General features: G+C 48.0%; 18 protein-coding genes. 5 read left to right on the top strand and 13 right to left on the bottom strand.

Features of this window, described 5'->3' with window-relative positions; translation table 11 throughout:
• Positions 1 to 134: 134 nt before the first annotated feature.
• Positions 135 to 2,249 carry a (Fe-S)-binding protein gene (locus JOC95_RS02535; RefSeq protein WP_204413083.1) on the bottom strand — a complete coding sequence of 705 codons (2,115 nt, stop codon included), beginning with the start codon at positions 2,247 to 2,249 and terminating at the stop codon, positions 135 to 137.
• A gap of 302 nt (positions 2,250 to 2,551) precedes the next feature.
• Here JOC95_RS02535 and cls point away from each other — a divergent pair, with 302 nt between their 5' ends.
• Both cls and uvsE read left to right on the top strand, forming a co-directional pair.
• The gene (cls, locus tag JOC95_RS02540) at positions 2,552 to 3,754 is read left to right on the top strand and encodes a cardiolipin synthase (RefSeq protein ID WP_204413085.1); all 1,203 of its coding nucleotides are present in this window, start codon (positions 2,552 to 2,554) and stop codon (positions 3,752 to 3,754) included.
• 36 nt (positions 3,755 to 3,790) lie between these two features.
• Complete coding sequence (uvsE, locus tag JOC95_RS02545) at positions 3,791 to 4,744, top strand: UV DNA damage repair endonuclease UvsE (RefSeq protein ID WP_204413087.1); 954 nt, start codon at positions 3,791 to 3,793, stop codon at positions 4,742 to 4,744.
• Positions 4,745 to 5,027: 283 nt separating this feature from the next.
• Here uvsE and JOC95_RS02550 read toward each other — a convergent pair whose 3' ends face one another.
• From JOC95_RS02550 to speE, 5 genes are all read right to left on the bottom strand, one after another.
• The gene (locus JOC95_RS02550) at positions 5,028 to 5,207 is read right to left on the bottom strand and encodes a XapX domain-containing protein (protein WP_204413088.1); all 180 of its coding nucleotides are present in this window, start codon (positions 5,205 to 5,207) and stop codon (positions 5,028 to 5,030) included.
• A 102-nt stretch (positions 5,208 to 5,309) separates the two neighbouring features.
• Positions 5,310 to 6,980 carry an arginine--tRNA ligase gene (gene argS, locus JOC95_RS02555; RefSeq protein ID WP_204413089.1) on the bottom strand — a complete coding sequence of 557 codons (1,671 nt, stop codon included), beginning with the start codon at positions 6,978 to 6,980 and terminating at the stop codon, positions 5,310 to 5,312.
• Positions 6,977 to 7,432 (bottom strand): YwiB family protein, encoded by a 456-nt coding sequence (locus tag JOC95_RS02560; protein ID WP_204413090.1) that lies wholly within the window; start codon positions 7,430 to 7,432, stop codon positions 6,977 to 6,979. Before JOC95_RS02560 ends, argS begins: the two co-directional genes overlap by 4 nt.
• A gap of 212 nt (positions 7,433 to 7,644) precedes the next feature.
• Positions 7,645 to 8,517: an agmatinase gene (gene speB, locus JOC95_RS02565; RefSeq protein ID WP_204413440.1), complete on the bottom strand. Its 873-nt coding sequence runs from the start codon at positions 8,515 to 8,517 to the stop codon at positions 7,645 to 7,647.
• Positions 8,518 to 8,645: 128 nt separating this feature from the next.
• A complete protein-coding gene (gene speE / locus JOC95_RS02570) occupies positions 8,646 to 9,473 on the bottom strand; it encodes a spermidine synthase (RefSeq protein WP_204413091.1) in 828 nt (275 codons plus the stop codon).
• A gap of 454 nt (positions 9,474 to 9,927) precedes the next feature.
• Here speE and JOC95_RS02575 point away from each other — a divergent pair, with 454 nt between their 5' ends.
• Positions 9,928 to 11,997 carry a transglycosylase domain-containing protein gene (locus JOC95_RS02575; RefSeq protein WP_204413092.1) on the top strand — a complete coding sequence of 690 codons (2,070 nt, stop codon included), beginning with the start codon at positions 9,928 to 9,930 and terminating at the stop codon, positions 11,995 to 11,997.
• A gap of 159 nt (positions 11,998 to 12,156) precedes the next feature.
• Here JOC95_RS02575 and JOC95_RS02580 read toward each other — a convergent pair whose 3' ends face one another.
• Complete coding sequence (locus tag JOC95_RS02580) at positions 12,157 to 12,678, bottom strand: YwhD family protein (protein WP_204413093.1); 522 nt, start codon at positions 12,676 to 12,678, stop codon at positions 12,157 to 12,159.
• 12 nt (positions 12,679 to 12,690) lie between these two features.
• A complete protein-coding gene (locus JOC95_RS02585; RefSeq protein ID WP_204413095.1) occupies positions 12,691 to 13,362 on the bottom strand; it encodes a site-2 protease family protein in 672 nt (223 codons plus the stop codon).
• A gap of 298 nt (positions 13,363 to 13,660) precedes the next feature.
• Between JOC95_RS02585 and JOC95_RS02590 the strand changes: the two genes are divergently transcribed.
• The gene (locus JOC95_RS02590) at positions 13,661 to 13,846 is read left to right on the top strand and encodes a 2-hydroxymuconate tautomerase (protein WP_204413097.1); all 186 of its coding nucleotides are present in this window, start codon (positions 13,661 to 13,663) and stop codon (positions 13,844 to 13,846) included.
• Positions 13,847 to 14,073: 227 nt separating this feature from the next.
• Here JOC95_RS02590 and JOC95_RS02595 read toward each other — a convergent pair whose 3' ends face one another.
• The 4 genes from JOC95_RS02595 to JOC95_RS02610 all read right to left on the bottom strand — a co-directional run bounded on the left by JOC95_RS02595 (position 14,074) and on the right by JOC95_RS02610 (position 17,948).
• Positions 14,074 to 15,351, bottom strand: coding sequence for a DUF2254 domain-containing protein (locus JOC95_RS02595; protein ID WP_204413099.1), 1,278 nt, complete (start codon positions 15,349 to 15,351; stop codon positions 14,074 to 14,076).
• A 322-nt stretch (positions 15,352 to 15,673) separates the two neighbouring features.
• Positions 15,674 to 16,180, bottom strand: coding sequence for a YwgA family protein (locus tag JOC95_RS02600; RefSeq protein ID WP_204413100.1), 507 nt, complete (start codon positions 16,178 to 16,180; stop codon positions 15,674 to 15,676).
• Between the two features lie 30 nt (positions 16,181 to 16,210).
• The gene (locus JOC95_RS02605; protein ID WP_204413101.1) at positions 16,211 to 17,509 is read right to left on the bottom strand and encodes an HD domain-containing protein; all 1,299 of its coding nucleotides are present in this window, start codon (positions 17,507 to 17,509) and stop codon (positions 16,211 to 16,213) included.
• 214 nt (positions 17,510 to 17,723) lie between these two features.
• Entirely contained in the window at positions 17,724 to 17,948 is a 225-nt protein-coding gene (locus JOC95_RS02610; RefSeq protein WP_204413103.1) for a YuzB family protein, read from the bottom strand.
• Positions 17,949 to 18,166: 218 nt separating this feature from the next.
• Between JOC95_RS02610 and JOC95_RS02615 the strand changes: the two genes are divergently transcribed.
• Positions 18,167 to 18,901: an RsfA family transcriptional regulator gene (locus tag JOC95_RS02615; RefSeq protein ID WP_204413105.1), complete on the top strand. Its 735-nt coding sequence runs from the start codon at positions 18,167 to 18,169 to the stop codon at positions 18,899 to 18,901.
• A 519-nt stretch (positions 18,902 to 19,420) separates the two neighbouring features.
• Here the strand turns inward: JOC95_RS02615 and lipL are convergent.
• A complete protein-coding gene (gene lipL, locus JOC95_RS02620; protein ID WP_204413107.1) occupies positions 19,421 to 20,275 on the bottom strand; it encodes an octanoyl-[GcvH]:protein N-octanoyltransferase in 855 nt (284 codons plus the stop codon).
• Positions 20,276 to 20,369: the final 94 nt, after the last annotated feature.

Consider the following 20,369-nt stretch of genomic DNA (forward strand, 5'->3'; position numbering starts at 1 on the left):
ATATTGGTTGAATATATTGTTAGCGCTTACAGACAAGCGACTGAACGCTCGCTCAGTTCCGTTAAAAGGGTATGGTGTACGCAATTGGAATATCGCGTACACCCATTTATTTTTCTATGAAGCTAGCATTCTCTTTATGCCACAGTTTCTTTTTTATCGCCGTAAATGGATTTCTCGAGGAGCTCGGCAACGTCGTATGTGCTGACCTTCTCTTCGACTTCCTTGGCTTTTGTGCCGTCTGATAGCATCGTCAGGCAGTAAGGACAGCCGGAGCTGATGACGCTTGGTGCCACTTCGAGTGCCTGTTCGGTACGGGCGACGTTGACGCGCGTTCCTGTGTCCTCTTCCATCCACATGAGACCCCCGCCTGCTCCACAGCACATGCCTGTTTCGCGGTTGCGCTTCATCTCGACAAGCGTCACACCAGGGATGCTCTTCAGGATTTCACGAGGCGGCTCGTAGACTTCGTTGTATCTTCCAAGGTAACAGGAATCGTGGAAGGTGATCGTTTCGTTCACAGGATGCTGCGGCTTCAGGCGCCCTTCTTTTACAAGCTGAGCCAGTAGCTCTGTATGGTGATATACCTCTGCCTCGAGTCCGAAATCAGGATACTCGTTTTTGAAAATGTTGTAGGCATGAGGATCGATCGTGACGATTTTCTTCACTTCGTTCTTTTCGAACTCGGCGATATTGCCTGTTGCAAGCTCTTGGAACAGGAATTCGTTCCCAAGGCGGCGCGGCGTATCTCCGGAGTTTTTCTCTTTGTTGCCGAGGATCGCGAATTTCACGCCTGCTTCATTCAGCAATTTTGCAAAAGAGATCGCGATCTTCTGGGAACGGTTGTCGAAGGATCCCATAGAGCCGACCCAGAAAAGGAATTCGAACTCTTCGCCCGCTTTTTTCACTTCTTTTACTGTTGGGATATTCACTTCAGGTGCCGCTTCACGCCAGTTTTCGCGCTCTTTGCGGTTCAAGCCCCAAGGATTGCCCTGACGCTCGATGTTCGTCATCGCACGCTGTGCATCGGCATCCATTTTCCCCTCCGTCAGTACAAGATAACGGCGCAGGTCGATGATTTTATCGACGTGCTCGTTCATGACCGGACACTGATCCTCACAGTTACGACAGGTCGTACATGCCCAGATCTCTTCTTCTGTGATGACATCGCCGATCAGACTCGGGCTGTACTCGATCGTTGCAGCACTTTCCTCCGCACCTTTTCCGGCAGAAGCAAGTGCCAGCTGATTGCCTTGCGTATTGTTGAATGCGAACGTCGGAACCCAAGGTGATTTGGACGTGATCGCAGCTCCCTTGTCTGTCAGGTGATCACGGATTTTCAAAATAAGATCCATCGGAGAAAGCATTTTCCCCGTACCGGTTGCAGGACACATATTCGTACAGCGTCCACATTCCACACAGGCGTACATATCGATCAGTTGGTATTGGGTGAAGTCCTCGACCTTCCCGACCCCGAAGGATTCCTGTGTTTCATCTTCAAAATCGATCTTTTCAAGCTTTCCTGGATTCGTGGTGCGGTGGAAAAATACGTTCGCCGGTCCTGCAATCAAATGTGCATGCTTGGACTGCGGTACATATACAAGGAATGCAAGCAGGAATAATAGATGGATCCACCATCCTACATAGAACAGCGCGACAGATGCCGTCGTATTGATCCAGCCGAACAGGAATGCCACTCCGGATGCAACCGGCTCACTCCATGTCAGGCCATGGTCGTGCCAGATAAGCCCCATACCGTTTGAGAAAAGGACGGAAACCATCAGCCCGCCGATGAAAATAAGGACAAGACCTGATTTAAAGCCGCGCTTCAGGCGGACAAGCTTTTCCACATAACGGCGGTGGAACGCCCATAGTACTGCGACCAAAATCATGAGCGTGACAAGCTCCTGGAAAAACGTGAACGCTGGATAAAGCGGTCCCAGCGGCAGGTGTGAACCTGGGAAAAGACCTTTGATGATCAGGTCGATCGCGCCAAGCTGGACCATCAAGAACCCATAGAAGAACATGACGTGGATGATCCCACTCTTCTTATCCTTCAAGAGCTTCTTCTGGCCAAAAACATTGACCCAGACCTTATCCAATCTTTCTTTTACTTTTTTATCAAACTCGACCTTCTTGCCCAGCTTGATGAATGTAATCCTTGTTCTGATCAAATAAACAAATAGTGATACTGCGTAAGCGGTTACAATTATCGTTAAAATCCAATTGGCTATTAACAAACCGTTCCCCACATCTCTCCACTCCTTTCTTATGTCCCCTTTTTTTGTGTCAGCGGCTTTCTATATTACCCGAAGAGCCTTAATGTTTGGAAAGAATATAATTTTCAGAACTTTAATTTATCTCTATTCTATTTGTGAATGAGCATTCAGTCAACACATTTGCTGAAAATTTTGCTTATGCTTTTTCCCATGTGGGTATGGATTGGAGACGGCTTTAGTATCTTTGGCCCAACCTGGGCATAAGGACCTGTAAAAAGGATAAGTCAGGGCCGTTCGGTAGAAACTAGAAACAGTCGGATGACGGAGGGGTAAACATGACTATCGCATTATATATCGGTTTAGCAATACTACTTATTCTTATTTGGATCGTCATTGATTTTCAGCTGGGACGAAAGATGCATCTTAAGAAGGTCACTAGGCTCGAGTTCCCGAAAAGAAGGAGCGACTTTCACCTCTATTCCGACGGCAACAAGCTGTATGAGGACCTTTTTGCAGAAATGAAGGATGCCAAACATCACATCCATTCCCTCTTTTACCTCGTAAACGGGGATCATGTCAGCGAGGAATTCTTCACCATCTTAAAAAGCAAGGCGGATGAGGGGGTCGAGGTCCGCCTGCTCGTGGATTACCTTGGCTCCCATAAGTTGAAAAGAAAACAGGTGAATGAGCTTCGTTCCCATGGAATCGAGGTCGAATACTGCCGCAAGCCTTCATTCCCCTTCATCTTTTTCAGCATCAACCAACGAAACCATCGCAAAATCACTGTTGTGGATGGGAAGATCGGCTATGTCGGTGGATTTAACATCGGAAAGGAATATCTCGGCCAGGACCCTGAGTTCGGTGTGTGGCGCGATTACCATCTGAAGCTTAAGGGAGAAGGAGTGCAGGATCTTCAAACGCAGTTTTTCGAGAATTGGGATGATTGCACCTCGAAACCGCGCTCGGAATCATCGGCCTACTATCCTCCGTTGGAAGCGGGAAAAAGCTTACATCAATTCGTCCCGACAAACGGCGAAGCCCTGAAGGAAACTTTCCTTAAGCTGCTTCAGAAGGCACAGCGGTCCGTGATCATCTGCACGCCTTATTTCATTCCGGATGAGCGGCTTTATAACGAGCTGATGGCGGCGCTTCGGCGCGGTGTCAAGGTAACCATCCTCCTGCCCGATAAAGCGGATCACGCACTTGTCAGGGATGCGGCCTTTCTATATTTCCCATCCCTTCTGGAGGCAGGTGCCGAGGTTTACCGTTTCTATATTGGCTTTTATCATGCCAAGGTGATGGTCATCGACGAGGAAATGTGCGATATCGGCACAGCCAATTTTGACAAACGCAGTCTCTTTTTAAATAATGAAATCAATTGCCTGATATATGACCCAGAGTTCGTAAAGGCAACCATCCCTGAAATCCAAAAGGACATCCATAATTCCGAGAAGCTGACGCTAGAATACATCAGTGAGCGGTCCATTCTGGATAAAGGAAGGGAACAGCTTGCAAAGCTTGTTTCTCCTTTGCTGTAATTGTAAGTCAGGAAAATAAGAAAGAGGTGAATCCCATTGCGAATACGCTTTGGCTTTGTATCACAATCATGGAACCTTTGGGACGCCTCCCCCGGCAAGACATTGACCTATACGCGCTATAAGCAGATGTCGCCTGAGGACGGGCGCGCCAAACTGCTGGAGGTGACCCGTCAAAACCTTGCGAGCACCCTGCGCACCATACATCTCTGCATCGCAAACGAGATCAAGGTATTCCGTTTCTCCTCCTCCATCGTGCCGCTTGCGACACATCCCAAGGTCAAATGGGATTTCGTTTCGGAGTTCGGGGCTGAGTTCAAGGAAATCGGCGACCTGGTGAAGCGCTATGGCATGCGCACTAGCTTCCATCCTAACCAGTTCACGCTCTTTACAAGCGACAAGCCACATATTACCGAGAATGCTGTGGTGGATATGGTGTATCATTATGAAATGCTTGAGGCAATGGGCCTTGCGGACAGCGGGACGATCAACATCCATGTCGGAGGCGCCTACGGAAATAAGGAGGCTGCATTGGAGCGCTTTTATGAAAATATCAAGCAGCTTCCGGAGCACGTTTTTAAGCGGATGACATTGGAAAATGATGATAAGACCTACACGACGGAGGAAACGCTGGTGCTGTGCGAAAAGCTCGGCATACCGCTTGCTTTCGACTATCACCACGAATATGCGAACCCAAGCGCTGTATCCTGGGAGGAGCTTTTGCCGAGGGTCTACGAAACATGGCGCGGGATTGGCATTATCCCGAAGGTCCATATCTCCTCCCCCATCTCGGAGAAAAAGCTGCGCCATCACGCGGACTATGTGGACTTGCAGTTCTTGACGGAGTTTTTGAAGGTCGTCGTCGGACTTGGTCAGGATGTCGACTTCATGATCGAGGCCAAGCGCAAGGACGAAGCCGCCCTCCAGCTTGTTGAGGACGTAGCGGCGATCCGCGGGGTGAAGCGGATCGGCGGGGCGACTGTGGAGTGGTAGATTGTGAAGCAGCTGGGGGCGATGCCGTCCATTCGGTGATTTGCTCCGTAGAACGGTACGATTCGCTTGTTTTCGTACCGTCACTTAGGCCATTTGCTCGGTGGGACGGTGCGATTCGCTTGCTTTCGTGCCGTCTCCTCGACATTTAGCTCGTTATGACTGTAAGTTACAGCAGAGTTACCCAAACAAACTACTTTTAATAGCAAAAAGGGTCTGGCCCCATTTGGATGTTTTACCCAAATGGGGCCAGACCCCTGTTGTTATGTCAACTTCAACTTCAACCTCAACTGCCTGTGCTCTGGAACATTGGTGCGATCCAGGAGAATAGTTTGTAGCCTAGGTAGATGCCGACGATTCCGATGATGCCGGAGAATACTGGTGGTGCGGGGATGGGCAGGCGGAAGAGGGCGAATACGAACCCTACGACCATGCCGGTTAAGAGTGCCAGGATGCTTTCTTTCATAGATGAAAAACTCCTTTTGTTTTCAGTTATTTATTTCATTATTTTTCACCAAAAAAAGGTTCACTACTCATAATGGTAGTGAGCCTTTTCTTGTAATTTCTATTACATTTTTTCCGGAGCGGATACACCGATCAGGCTTAGTGCGTCCTTCAGCGTGATTTGAACGGCTTTCATCAGGCCGAGGCGCGCTTTGGATTTTTCCATATTTTCTGCATCCAATACTTTTTCTGCATTGTAGAAGCTGTGCAGCGCGGAGGATAGCTCGAAAACATAGTTCGTGATACGGTGCGGGATGCGTTTTTGTGCCGCTTCTGCCACCGCTTGCGGGTAGTCACCCAGCTTTTTCAAAAGGTCGATCTCTTTTTCGGAATTGATATTTTCCAATGCATACGGTCCTTCTAAGCTTAATCCAAGCTCTTCCCCTTGGCGAAGCATGCTGCAGATACGGGCATGTGCATACTGCGCGTAGAATACCGGGTTTTCATTGGACTGGGAAACTGCCAGGTCCATATCGAAGTCCAGATGTGTATCGCCAGAGCGCATTGCGAAGAAGTAACGAACCGCATCAAGGCCCACTTCCTCCATCAGGTCACGCATCGTCACGGCTTTACCTGTACGCTTGCTCATCTTCATTTTTTCGCCGTTTTGGAAAAGGTGAACCAATTGGATGATTTCCACTTCCAGGGCGTCCTTCCCGTAGCCAAGCGCCTCGATTGCCGCCTTCATACGTGGGATATAGCCATGGTGGTCGGCACCCCAGATGTTGATCAGCTTATCATGGCCGCGCTTCAGCTTGTCCTGATGGTACGCGATATCCGGCGTCAAGTAAGTGTAAGAACCGTCATTTTTGATCAATACACGGTTTTTGTCATCGCCGAATTCCATGGATCCGAACCAGGTCGCGCCGTCCTCTTCATAGATATGGCCTTTTTCACGCAGTGTCGCCAACGCTTCATCGATTTTGCCGTTATTGTATAGGGAAGTCTCGGAATACCATACGTCGAAACGGACACGGAATTCCTCAAGATCCTGCTGTAATTTTTTCATCTCATATTTCAAGCCGTATTCACGGAAAAAGCTGCGGCGGTCTTCTTCTGATTCATGAACAAAGCGGTCGCCGAACTCATCTGCAATCGCCTGTCCGATGCCGATGATATCCTTTCCGTGGTAGCCGTCCTCAGGCATCGCCACATCCTGGCCAAGCGCCTGGAAGTAACGCGCCTCTACAGACAACGCAAGATTGTTGATCTGGTTTCCGGCGTCGTTAATGTAATATTCTCTTGTGACATCATAGCCAGCCTTGTCCAATACGTTGCAAAGGGAATCCCCAACTGCCGCTCCACGGGCATGCCCCAAGTGAAGGTCGCCTGTAGGATTCGCTGATACGAACTCGACATTGATCTTTTCGCCGTTTCCGACATTCGATCTACCGTAATCGGAGCCTTGCTCGAGTATCGTCGGAATCAGGTCCGTCAGATAGGAATTGTTCATGTAAAAGTTGATGAAACCAGGTCCTGCGATATCGATTTTTTCGATGCTCGCCTTGGATTGGTCAAAATTTTTCACAAGCTCCTCCGCGATCATGCGTGGCGCCTTCTTCGCGACACGTGCCAGTTGCATCGCCATGTTGGTGGAATAGTCACCATTTGCTTTATCCTTCGGTGTTTCTAGCACCACATCCGGGATCTCCTCCTCTGTCGCCAAGCCTGCCTTGATCACGGCATCTTTAATTTCAGTTTTTAAACGTTCCTGGACTTGTTCTACTATATTCATGTCGTTTGTTCCTCCTCGTAATGGATGGTGATGAAATATTGACCTGTCTCTTGCCCTTGTACCTTCAGCTGGTATTGCAGCTGTATGGAGCCACGATTTTTCACAGGATCCTGCATCCTTACAACCTTCTCGGTATCTGTCTCCAAATGGAAAATACCAAATTCACTGTCATACAGCCCGGCTGTCAGTTCACCTGCACGAAAGGTCTGTTTCATTTTCACTCCGTTGCCTGAACGGCTCACCCAAACCTCTTGATCGGATAATTTATAAATGACATCCAGCTTTTTCCCGTTCCCTTGATCCTCGGAAAAAACGATATATTCAGTTTCACCTTTAAGGTAGTATTGACCATTTGTCTCATACGCCATAACCTGCCGTTCTTCATCTTGAAGAATTTCCGACTTGAACTTCACCCGGATAGGCATCTTGGCACTGTTCTGATTGTCCAGCAATCCAGACACATCCTTTATGATTAACGCTTTTCGCGGCGCTTTTACTTTTCTATAACCTTCATAGTATAAAACAAGTAGTGGAGCAAGTTCAATAGCGGGGTGGCCTGTTTAGGGAGAAAATGAGGTTCTGGGACTTGAAGCTGATCTCTGGCGCGAATGACATGCAAAAGCCCCATCCACCAACCAACCGGTCAGCAGACAGGGCAACAACTTTATTTCACCCAGCCAAGGATCATTTCACGAATGAGCTTGCTTGCTGTGTTTGCAGTTTGTTCGGATGTATCATAAATTGGTGCCACTTCCACCAGGTCCGCTCCAACGACGTTCACTTTCGAACGTGCGATTTCGTGGATGGAAGCCAGAAGCTCACGGGATGTGATGCCCCCGCAATCGACTGTCCCGGTACCAGGTGCGTGCGCAGGATCGAGCACATCGATGTCGATCGTCACATATACAGGGCGGCCAGCCAATGTTGGCAGGATTTCTTTCAGCGGCTCAAGCACCTCGAATTTAGAGATGTGCATGCCCACTTCCTTCGCCCATTTGAATTCCTCTTTCATTCCGGAACGAATTCCGAAAGAATAGACATTCGTCGGTCCGATCAGGTTTGCAGCCTTCTTGATCGGCGTGGAATGTGATAGAGGCTCGCCTTCGTAGTCGTCACGAAGGTCGGTGTGCGCATCCATGTGGATGATGGCAAGATCCGGGTATTTCTTGTACATCGCCTTGATGACAGGCCATGAAACAAGATGCTCTCCACCCATTCCAAGCGGGAACTTGTCTTTCTCTAAAAGGGAGTCGATATACTCCTCGATCATTTCGATGCTTTTTTGCGGGTTACCGAATGGCAATGGGATATCCCCTGCATCAAAATATTTCACTTCTTCCAATTCGCGGTCCAGATACGGGCTGTACTCCTCAAGCCCGATGGATACCTCACGGATGCGGGATGGGCCAAAACGGGACCCAGGTCGGTAGCTAACCGTCCAGTCCATCGGCATGCCATAAATCACAGCCTGGCTGTCCTCGAAAGTCGGATGACTCTTAATAAACACATTACCAGAATAAGCTTCATCAAAACGCATCATAATTTCCTCCTTTGAAGAAGGGGCCTGACCCTTAGCGCTTTAAAGCGCCGAGGGTCAGGCCCCTCTTTCATTCTCTATAACTTCGACGCATCACCGCGGAGCGGGTCAGGCCCCTCTTCACTGCGTTACTTGATTAAATCACCAACGAACTTCGGCAGGGCGAATGCTGCTTTGTGAAGTTCTTTTGTGTAGTATTTTGTGTCCATGTCGTGGAAGCGGTCTTCTTTTACTTCCAATGGGTCGTGCTTTTTGGATCCGATTGTGAATGTCCACATTCCGCTTGGGTATGTTGGGATGTTTGCGATGTAGAGGCGGGTGATCGGGAAGATCTCGCGTACGTCGCGTTGTACGTTTGTGATCAGTTCAGGCGTGAACCATGGGTTGTCTGTCTGTGCAACGAATACACCGTCTTCTTTCAGCGCTTTGGAGATCCCAGCGTAGAAGCCTTTTGTGAATAGGTTGACTGCAGGTCCGACAGGCTCAGTGGAGTCTACCATGATTACGTCATACTCGTTTTCGCTTTCAGCGATGTGCATGAAGCCGTCGCCGACTTTCACTTCCACGCGGGCATCGTCAAGCATGCCAGCGATCTCAGGCAGGTACTGCTTGGAGTACTCGATCACTTTTCCGTCGATTTCCACAAGTGTCGCTTTTTTCACGCTTGGGTGCTTCAATACTTCACGGATTACGCCTCCGTCCCCGCCGCCTACTACCAACACGTTCTCAGGGTTTGGATGTGTGAAAAGTGGTACGTGTGCCACCATTTCGTGATAGACGAACTCGTCCTTTTGCGTAGTCATGACCATGCCATCAAGGATAAGCATGTTTCCGAACTCCTCGGTTTCTACCATGTCAAGCTTTTGGAACTCCGTTTGCTCTGTATGTAAAGTGCGTTTGATCTTCGTTGTGATCCCAAAGTTTTTAGTTTGATATTCTGTGTACCATAATTCCATTTGTACAACATTCCCTTCCGTTTTTTAATCTGTCCAAAATACTCGTGCTATATCGAATAAACTTCGCTTTTATCGTTCCCTAACCTAAAAAAAAGCAAACATGATTTATAGGTGTTTTCGTACTCTTCGCTGTTTTTACGTATATAGGAAATCCTCGAACCAAGCGCTTCATCGTGCTCTTTTCCTGTAGATCAAGTCTTTCCTATTATTTTGAATGGGGATAGGCTGTAAAAAATCCAAAAGCCGATTTTTTACTTTTTTGCCACATCAAATAATGTTAATGAAAAGAGCTTAATTTAATTTTATACAACAAGAAAAAAGTATAGATGAATCTAGCAAAAATTCAAGTTAAAATTTATTTTTTTTTGAAAATGTTTAAAACGCGGGAAAGGTTTTCATACTGAGTAGTAATGATGCAGGACTAGGACTCTCACGGAAAGGGGGAATTTCTGAAATGGAATTGATGACAGATGACCGGTTGCAGCGGGTTTTGAAGTATGTTCGTGCCTTTATTTTTATTTTTTCAATCCTAGCAATCTCGTTGATGGTTTTAATAGGAAGTGTCATCATTTATGCGAAGTCCAAGGGGGCACCTCCTCTATCTGTGTCCCAGTCTTCGATTTTCTATAGCAAGGACGGCTCGATCATCGGGGAGGCACATAGCGGGGAGAAACGATATTGGGTTTCGCTTGCCGATATCTCCCCTCATCTGATCGACGCCACGGTTGCGGTGGAGGATCGCCGCTTTTTCAGCCATCATGGGTTTGACCCGAAACGGATTGCCGGTGCGCTCCTTGCTGACATCAAGGCGATGGCAAAGGTCCAAGGGGCGAGCACGATCTCGCAACAGTATGCCCGCAATCTTTTCTTGGAGCATGAAAAGACATGGAACCGAAAATTGAATGAGGCACTCTATACAATCCGGATCGAGGCCAATTATTCAAAGGAAGAGATCCTTGAAGGCTATTTGAATACGATCTATTACGGGCATGGTGCGTACGGAATCGAGTCAGCCTCCTATTATTATTTTGGCAAGCCGGCAGCGGACCTGAACTTGGCCGAGGCCAGCATGCTTGCAGGGATTCCCAAGGGTCCAGGGGTGTATTCCCCTTTTACAGATAGTGAACGGGCTTTGGCAAGACAGAAGACGGTGCTTGATTCGATGGTCGAAAATAAGGACATCACACGCGCCGAGGCCGAGGCTGTCCTTGCTGAGCCGCTAGTATATGGAGATCGCGAGCATCTGCCGAAGGAATTCATGGCTCCATATTTTCAGGATGCAGTCAGGTCCGTGATCCGTCATGATCTGAAGCTGGAAAAAGAACTCGAGGACGGCGGGCTTCATATCTATACGACGCTTGACCCGAAGATGCAGGAAATTGCGGAGGAACAGATCACAGCCACTTTCGATCCGAACTCCACGATGCAGGTCGGTTTTGTCGCGATGGAGCCAAAGTCCGGAAAAGTGCTGGCACTTGTCGGTGGACGGGATTATGAGGAAAGCCCGTATAACAGGGTGACCCAGGCGGAAAGGCAGCCTGGCTCCACATTTAAGCCGCTCCTTTATTATCGTGCGCTGGAAAAGGGCTTTACGCCATCGACCGGGTTCCGCAGCGAGCGGACGACATTCCAGGTCGATGAAGGGCGGTCCACTTATACGCCGCATAATTTCAACCATTACTATGCCAATGACACCTTGACGATGATGCAGGCACTGCCGCTTTCGGATAATGTGTATGCAGTGAAGACCCATCTGCTCCTGGGAAAAAGCGAACTGGTCAAACAGGCGAAAAAGATGGGCATCGAATCGAATGTAAAGGCGGTCCCTTCCCTCGCACTTGGGACTTCGCCTGTCCGGGTGCTTGATATGGCAAATGCCTACAGCACGTTTGCCAATGGCGGAAAAGAGGTCCAGCCAGTTTTTATCGAAAAGGTGGTCAACTACAAGGGCGAGGTCCTCTATGAGCGCGATGCCAAGGCAAAGCAGGTATTGGATAAGGATGTCACGTTCGTGCTGAACCATATGATGACAGGGATGTTCGATACGGCCCTGAATGGCTATATGGCAGTGACAGGGAATGCCATCAAGGATAAGCTGACCCGCCCCTATGCAGGTAAATCGGGCTCGACGGAAACGGACAGCTGGATGATCGGCTATACGCCGCAGCTGGTGAGTGCCGTCTGGACGGGTTACGATAAGGACCAGAACATCACCCTATGGACGGAAAAGCGCTATGCGAAGGAAATCTGGGCAGGATTCATGGAAAATGCCCTGAAAAATAAATCGGTGGTGGCGTTCCAGCCGACCGATAATGTAGTCAGTGTGAAGGTTAACCCGCAAAGCGGACTGCTGGCTTCAGAGGACTGCCCGGTTTCGCGGATGACGTATTATGTAAAAGGATCTGAACCGACGGAGTATTGTACTAAAGAAGCGGAGGGTACCGAGCAGGAGCAGGCACCGCCTGATACGACAGCTCCAGAGAAGAAGGAAAAATGGTGGAAGAAGCTTGTACCTTGGATGTAGATGAATAAAAAGTTAAAACCCCCGAGATGCCTCTCGGGGGTTTTAGGTGTCCTAGCTTTCCATGTGCTCTATACACATGTAGACTTAGTTTACTTTTTTTGCGGTAATAACTCAAGTGGGTATAGCCGAACGTTCAAAAAAATGTCACAACTTTATTTTTCAGATGGTGTTGACTTTTAACTGGTTTTTCAAATCGTCGGACGCACGCTCCCACATTCCGCTGTCATGTCCGATGAGATATTTTTGCAGAATAGTTTTAGACTTGTCGTCCATATGTTCGACGATGATATGGCGCTTCATCGATTTGTCCATTCTGTTCACATGCTCCGGCAAGGATTTGTAGCCTCTTCGGATCTCACGGTCGACGGTCATTTCGCAGGCTGTCACACCGGCATAGTACGGTCCCTCCTGCTTGCGGTCAATCGTCACCCAGACAAGCCAAAACGGCTTTCCGTTCGGTACATCTTCCTTATTCGGCAAAAACTTGATGCCGCGTTCCACCGTGCTTCGTGCGTGCATGGCGCCGATATCGACAAACGCCTCGCCACCCTCCACGTCAACGAATACCGGTGATACATTATCAAGGCTTAGTGCACCAACACCAAAGCCTCCATGGCCGTCTGTCGGGTCATTTTTTATGATATTAAATCCAATCGGTTTCTTTTTCTTTTCCTGGTCCATGATGGTTCCCCCTTAACGTAAGAATATGCTAGCAAACCACTGCATGATTGTTCCTTGTATACTCGGGACAACGTCATACAGCAGCGGATTGATGGTATAGTCACCAAGGTCTGTAAAAATCAATACTAAAAAGATGATGATGCCGAATGGCTCCAGTCTTGTCATTTTCACCCTCAAATCGGCCGGTGCCAAATCTTCAAGGATCCTGTATCCGTCCAATGGCGGAAACGGCAGGAGATTAAAAATGAAAAGAAGCACGTTCAACCTTGTGAAAACGTCGACGAAGAGCTCTATTTTTTCCAGGATGGAGATCGGCAGTCCTTGGAGCAACCCCAGGCTCACAAGTAGAAAGAACAGCAAATACGCGAGGCACGCAAGCAATAGATTGCTGAGCGGTCCGGCAAGCGAAACGAGTATCCCCGCCAATCTCGGATTCTTGAAATAGAACCTGTTGACCGGGACCGGCTTTGCCCATCCGAAGCCTGCAATGAATATCAGTATCGTCCCGATCGGGTCCAGATGCACATGCGGCGCCAAGGTTAGCCTTCCCTGATTTTTCGCTGTCGGGTCCCCAAATTTATAAGCCACAAAGGCATGGGCATATTCATGCAGCGTAAACGCTATAATCAGCGTGATCGCCAAATATGGAATCAACTCCAGATTCAGTCCAAAAAAACTATCCAACCCTTTTCCCCTTTTCTACGCGATTTCTTCGCTTGCGCTTTTCTAATAAGTATACAATAATTTATGTAAGGATAGAAAATATTAGTCGAAATAAGCTCTTTTCATAAAGTTTGTTGCTTTTGTCTGTAAAAAATCGGCTTTTGGATTTTTTATAGCTATAATTACACATTATTTAGTTAGAAAAATCCTATCCTACAGGAAAAGAGCACGACAGTAGTTCATCTTGCGGGGGTAAGCTGAATACGTCAATGCAACAACATATGCGAAAAAGCCTAAAACTTAAAGGAGTGTCATTCACATGCCATACGTAACAGTGAAAATGCTTGAGGGCCGTACAGAGGAACAGAAGAAGGCATTGGTGGAAAAAGTGACGACCGCTGTCAGCGAGACAACCGGCGCACCGGAGGATAAAATCGTTGTGTTCATTGAAGAGATGACAAAAGGTCATTACGCGGTTGGCGGGAAGCGCTTGAGCGATCAATAAAATATTGTGAAAGGTGTCCCGTTGGTTGGTGTTCGGGACACCTTTTTTGATGATGGAATGGGGTGAAAATGGGAATCGGGCGCAAATTTTTTTTTGCGGGCGATAAACACGCACTACCGGGCGCAAATTTAATTTTGCGGGCGAAAACCGCGCATTATCGGGCGCAAATCCTGTTTTGCGGGCGAAACCACGCTAATACGGTGCGTGGGGCAGCATCGATTCCCCCGCTACCGAAGAAGTTCATTCAAACACGCCTTCTTCTCCTCGATTTTCACAATATCCAACGGCTCGAACTGCCCTTCCTTGATGCTGTTGACTAAAAAATCATACATGCTGTTGATTTTCCGTCTGATCGGTTTGCTGCTTCCTTCTGCTGTAAGGATCAGGCATTCCAGGATGGTCAGGATCACCGAGATATCAGCCTGTCCGTAGATCCTGAGCTGGTAGAATGCCGTATACAGAATCTCTTCAAAGGTCCGCTGCGGCAGGAAGATGCGCTGCTTGTGATCCTCATCCAAGAAGAGCAGCAAGTCTGAATCGATTTCGCCAAATTCGATCAAGAGCCGGCTCATATACCGGATACAGTTGTTTGCGGTGTTTGGATCATTGATTCCTGGCGAGATGGCCCGCAATGCCACTTCTGCAAGCTTCTGCAGGGCAAACTCCCCGTCCTGAAGCGGTGTCCTCTCAGGTCCGATTTCCAGATATGGATTGATATCGATGGTTTCCTTTTTTTCTTTAAGAAAATAAACTTCTCCGATGACACTTTTGTCTGTCACAAAATCACCGATCCGCTTGTGGTAATGAATGAACAGGTCGTGCTCCTTCGCTTTTTCAGCCAGTCCTTCAGTGTCTAAGAGCTGGATGTAGCCTGTAGCTTCTGCCATCCATTCCAATTTCTCGATATAGTCGAAGTTCTGCTTTTCCGAAAGGACCAGTTTCCCCTCTTCTATCAGCGTCTTCTTCTTTTCGGCAGTCTCCATCCCTTCCTTCATCAGCCGTTCGATCAGCATGCTTACCCGGATTGACCTGGAAACGTGATGAATGAAGAACACAAAGTAGCCGACACAGATGATGGCAAGGATGATGCCGACCCCAGCAGCCAATACGCGCTGGTCGTCGAGCCAGTCCTTCATGAATAGAAGCGAAAGCACAGTATAGATGAACGCTCCAACGAAAACGCCGAGCACCCTGACTGTACTGCTTTCCGTCATAAAGTCCTGCAGGGTACGCGGGGAGAACTGTGAGGAGTATGTCGTCAGCACAACCATGATCGTGGAAAACGAAATCGTCGTCATCGTCAGGATTGCCGTCGAGATGGAGCTCAGTATCGTCGTTCCTAGGTCCACACTCGTAAACAGTACCTTTGGCAGGGCATTCTGCACCGAATCTGCAAACACTGTATCAATCAAAATCACTATGATGGTCAATATGATGCTTGCTATGCTGTATATGCTCGGAACAAACCATATGCTCTCTCTCGCCTTCAATGTCCACTTATCCATCGCTAAAGTATCCCCTTTTATCCGTACTTTTTTCTTATACCATTCCCTTTTGTGTCGGGGATTAAGCGGGTTAAGGAAAAATAATCCACATTGGTGGAGAATTGAGTGAGATTTTTTTAGCTGATTCAGTTTATCGGTCGGAAACTCACACTTATCGATCCGTTTCTTTGCGTAATCGATCCGTTCGGTTCCGTTATCGATCCGTTTTCCCACATTATCGGTCCATTACGAAGCATTATCGATCCGCTCGACAATCAGTGACAAAATCCGCACACCAAAACAAAGCTTCAGCAAATAAAAAGCCAGACCCATATCTACGGGTCTAGCTCAGCAACTGCGCTCGCAGCTTTTCGATATATTCGTATGCCTCGTCCACTTCCTGCTCGGTGTAACGCTGCTTGCTCTTTAACGTGAACACCTTTTCCTGCACTTCTTCTTTTGGCAGATTCTCAAAGTAAAGCACCGTTGAAACGAGCTCAAGGAAGCGTGAGCTCTGTTCGTTCATGGCGGTCATGCACTCGCCGAGATGCGGCATCTCCAGGTCGTAGTGCTTGAGGAATTCCGATCCCGTATCCGTGAGGGAGTAACGGTACTGCGAGTAGCCGCCTTTGTTTTCCTTCAGTTCGTGCAAAAAGCCCAGGTTGCAGAGCTCTTCCACTCTTAAGGTCACCTCTTCGGAATATGGTCCATAGAAATGGAAATTGTATTTTTCATAGAATGGGTAGTTCAGCTTTTTGGCTATGTACACCATCTTTTGCAGCTTTTTTCTCCCGATGACTTCCCCGGCCGTAGCAAAGACCTTCATTAATTTTGCGTGATCGATCAACAAACCCTTCATCTCCTAACGTGTATCCGTAGCCTATATTCCTAATATCTCTCTGATTTTTTTCTTTATCGCGCGTTTTGACGTCTGGTCCTCTAGTATGTCCTGTGGAAAATAAAGCTTATGGTCGGTTCTTCTTTTGCCGGAAATCGCTTCTACTATCTCCGATTCCCTGGAAAGCTCCCGGATGTCCCCGTTTGGCTTCAACAGATGGATCGGCAATCTTTCTTCCTCTTCACCAGGACGGTAAAAGTCGTACGGCAGGTCGGAGGAGGAATCGACTACAAGGTAATATTCCGGATCGAGTCCCGCTTTTTTGAAGAGACCCATCAGTTCCATTAAATCCATCATCTGCTTATTAGGATTAAATTCGACATACTTAAACAAATTCCTGTTCATAAATCGTCGACAAAGGTCACTTATTATCGAATCTTCTTCCTCTTCCCAAGCCTGGAAGTAAAACATGATGACGGCTTCGTCCAATTTTATATAATCCTCAAGCTCAAGCTTGTCCTGAAAAAGGGAATAAAAATGTATCGGATCATGCTTGAACGTATAGTTTTCCTCATACAGTTGTTTTGCTCGATGAAGGATCTTCGTTAAAATAACCTCCGCACTTCTTGTCACCGGATGGAAATAGACCTGCCAGTACATCTGGTAGCGGCTCATGATATAATCCTCGACCGCGTGCATCCCGCTCGACTTGATGACCACCTGATCCTCTCTCGGCCTCATGACGCGCAGGATCCGCTCCATATCGAAGTTCCCGTAGCTCACCCCTGTAAAATAGGCATCACGAAGCAGGTAATCCATCCGATCGGCATCAATCTGACTGGAAATCAAGCTTACTACTAATTTATTTTTATATGTTTTGGCAATCACTTCGGCTACATGCTTCGGAAAATCCTTATGGACATTACGCAATACGGCATTCACCTCGGTTTTGCCCAAAATGATCTCTTGTGTAAAATCCTCATGATCGAGGTGGAACACTTTTTCAAAGGAATGGGAGAACGGACCATGCCCAAGATCATGGAGCAATGCTGCACACAGGCACAATAGGCGGTTTTCAGGATGCCAGTCCGGCCTTCCGTCAAAGCCGTCGTCAATGATCCGGCGTACGATTTCATAGACTCCAAGCGAATGGTTCAGACGGCTGTGCTCCGCGCCATGAAACGTCAAATATGTCGTCCCTAGCTGACGGATCCTTCTCAGGCGCTGGAACTCCCTTGTCCCGATCAAGTCCCATATCACACGGTCACGAACATGCACATAACGATGGACCGGATCTTTGAATACTTTTTCTTCACTAAGCTTTTCCGTTGCATAACTCATTCTCTTGACCTCGTTTACGTGTGATATTTTTAAACCTGACTCTATTATATAGTATTTTTTTTACAAAGAAAGGATGGCCAAAAGGCAAAATAGAGGGTCTATCCTCGTATTACCCGAACATATTCCCGCCTACTCTTTTTTTCGTCATTCTACTGATAATCTGAATCTTTTAGGCGAATAAAAAATCACCTTTGTACGAATACGAAGGCGATTTCTATTTTTTGATCTTTTTCACTATTTTTTCGATCAGTTCATCTTCTGTTGGTGCAGAAACAGGACGGTTGTTCACAAATGCAAACGACTTCTTCCTTCCCGGTCCGCAATAAGATTGGCATCCCACATCCAGCGTTGCTTCCTCATCCACATTTTTCAGCTTCGGAATCAATGTTTTGATGTTGGTTGCCTGGCAATCATCACATATTCGAAATTCATTCGCCATTGCTGGTACAACCCTTTCTTTTCTGGGGATCTGTCCCCATGGCTTTGCAAATGATATTTTACATGTAAAATCCACCCTTTGCAAGGGAGTTTCCGGAGAATCAGCCTCGAATTGGCGGCAGATAACAATCTAGTAATTTTTTCTATGAATATGTATAAATATTTTTTTCTCGTCAAAAATAATAACAGAACTAAAGCTTAAAAGGGAGTTGGATTACAATGAAAGATCGTCAGGACGCTTGGTCCGAGGAGAATGATTTATTACTAGCCGAAACGGTTTTGCGACATGTAAGGGAAGGCAGCACACAGCTTAACGCATTCGAGGAGGTCGGCGACAAGCTGAACCGCACCTCGGCAGCCTGCGGATTCCGCTGGAACGCAGTGGTAAGGCATGATTATGAAAAGGCGCTTCAATTAGCGAAAAAACAGCGCAAGCAAAGGCAGCGCGCACTTGGCCAGCCTACGAAGAAGCTTCTTTACAACCCACCTGAGTCCATTGTGGATGAGGATATCCCATATGTGCTTGAGCAGACTGAAGTGTTAGCCCAACCTGTCATGCAGGCACCGGTGCAAACAAAGATGGAAACTGCAGCCGAGCAAATGCCTCTGCAGCAAAAGCAACCAGTCTATTCCGGTTTTAACGGTACGCTTTCCATCGATCAGGTTATCGGTTTCTTACAAACCATGAAACACTCAAACGTTCATACTAGCGCTCTAAAACTAGAAAACGAGAGACTAGCAAAAGAAAATGCCGAACTTGCCCGGAAGGCCCAGGAGCTCGAACAGCGCGTCAAAACGCTTCAGGATGAGCAGCTGACCGTCCAGGAGGATTACGAAACACTGATGAAAATCATGAACAGAGCACGCAAGCTCGTCCTGTTCGACGAAGAAGAACGCGTACCATCAAAATTCATGATGGACCGCAACGGGAACTTGGAGAAACTGGCGGAATAGATAAAAAGATCAGTGGCCAGACCCCCTTAGCGCTTTAAAGTGCTAAGGGGGTCTGGCCCCTTGGTATGTTGGTGTGTTGATTCCCTCACCGCTCGCTATTCCCACGAGTGAGGGTATCATTCTGCCCTTTTGATTCCCCCACCCCTCGCTTTCTCCACGAGTGAGGGTATCATTCTACCTTTTTGATTCCCCCACCCCTCGCTTTCTCCACGAGTGAGGGTATCATTCTACCTTTTTGATTCCCTCACTCCTCGCTTTCTCCACGAATGAGGGTATCATTCCGCCTTTTTGATACCCTCACCCCTCGCTTTCTCCCTGAGTGAGGGTATCATTCCGCCCTTTTGATTCCCCCACCCCTCGCTTTCTCCACGAGTGAGGGTATCATTCTACCTTTTTGATTCCCTCACTCCTCGCTTTCTCCACGAGGGAGGGTATCATTCCACCTTTTTGGTTCCCTCATCCCTTGCTTTCTCCACGAGGGAGGGTATCATTCCACCTTTTTGATTCCCTCAACCCTCACTATTCCCCCAACACCTTCTCATTCCGCTCCACAATCCGTTGGTAATAGTGGTGATAGAGTTCTGTTTCTGCTCCTTGTAGCGTGCCCGCAAAAATCTGCCCGCTCATTTCTTTCAGCGATGTGAGCAGTCGCAGCATCACGTCCTGGACGGTCAACCTTTCTCCTGTCAGCTCGGTCAACGAAGCCATCACACTTGGGTCGATCGTCGGGAAGGCGAATTTGGTCTGTTCGCCTTGCAGTGCACGCTTATAGAACTCACCGATCATTGCAGCCCGCTCCGACCCGCTGCCACCGATGCAAAGATAGATCTGGACGGCCACGCCGCCCCGGATCCGCCGCTGGGAAATTCCCGCAAACTTCCTGCCGCCGATGCTCAAGTCATAGCTGCCTGGACAGTATGAGCCGATGATCTCCCTAGCTTCTATTTCAGACGTCAGATCCTTGAACATATCCTTTGTCAGTTCAAACATCGCGTCATAGCCTCTATTGATATCGATCGCTTTTTCGCCTTCCGGGAATACAAGCGAAATGTTAAGGACGCCATCGTCGAGTACGACTGCCAATCCGCCTGAGTTGCGGACGATAACCTCATACCCCTGGCTGTTCAAATAGTCGATGCCTTCCTGAAGATGGGGCAGTCTTGTATCCTGGATGCCGAGTACGATCGTGTTGTGGTGGACCCACGTGCGGCAGACCGCTCCGCTTTCGCCCTTTCCAACAGACGTGCATAACGTGTCATCCATGGCGAACGATTGGAGTGCATGGAAGTTTGCGCCCAATGATGATTGATCGATGATTCGCCAGCCCGGCTGCATGAGCAGCGCCTGGGCGAGCGCATTTGTTGGTTCTATCATGATAATGGTAACTCCTCTAAACGTTCAAATTTATTCCTTTGCATTATAATACAAGAATGAAAAAAGAGGAAGGCGCGCCGCCAGGCACACACTT

This window comes from Sutcliffiella tianshenii, from assembly GCF_016908565.1.
Classification (GTDB): domain Bacteria; phylum Bacillota; class Bacilli; order Bacillales; family Bacillaceae_I; genus Sutcliffiella_A; species Sutcliffiella_A tianshenii.

Coding starts and splice junctions, on each gene's coding strand:
- JOC95_RS02550 (WP_204413088.1), bottom strand. CDS start 5,207: ATGAAAGAAAGCATCCTGGCACTCTTAACCGGCATGGTCGTAGGGTTC.
- JOC95_RS02580 (WP_204413093.1), bottom strand. CDS start 12,678: ATGGACCAGGAAAAGAAAAAGAAACCGATTGGATTTAATATCATAAAA.
- JOC95_RS02615 (WP_204413105.1), top strand. CDS start 18,167: ATGAAAGATCGTCAGGACGCTTGGTCCGAGGAGAATGATTTATTACTA.
- lipL (WP_204413107.1), bottom strand. CDS start 20,275: ATGATAGAACCAACAAATGCGCTCGCCCAGGCGCTGCTCATGCAGCCG.
- speB (WP_204413440.1), bottom strand. CDS start 8,517: ATGCGTTTTGATGAAGCTTATTCTGGTAATGTGTTTATTAAGAGTCAT.
- JOC95_RS02610 (WP_204413103.1), bottom strand. CDS start 17,948: ATGGCGAATGAATTTCGAATATGTGATGATTGCCAGGCAACCAACATC.
- cls (WP_204413085.1), top strand. CDS start 2,552: ATGACTATCGCATTATATATCGGTTTAGCAATACTACTTATTCTTATT.
- speE (WP_204413091.1), bottom strand. CDS start 9,473: ATGGAATTATGGTACACAGAATATCAAACTAAAAACTTTGGGATCACA.
- JOC95_RS02595 (WP_204413099.1), bottom strand. CDS start 15,351: ATGGATAAGTGGACATTGAAGGCGAGAGAGAGCATATGGTTTGTTCCG.
- JOC95_RS02605 (WP_204413101.1), bottom strand. CDS start 17,509: ATGAGTTATGCAACGGAAAAGCTTAGTGAAGAAAAAGTATTCAAAGAT.
- JOC95_RS02575 (WP_204413092.1), top strand. CDS start 9,928: ATGGAATTGATGACAGATGACCGGTTGCAGCGGGTTTTGAAGTATGTT.
- argS (WP_204413089.1), bottom strand. CDS start 6,980: ATGAATATAGTAGAACAAGTCCAGGAACGTTTAAAAACTGAAATTAAA.
- JOC95_RS02590 (WP_204413097.1), top strand. CDS start 13,661: ATGCCATACGTAACAGTGAAAATGCTTGAGGGCCGTACAGAGGAACAG.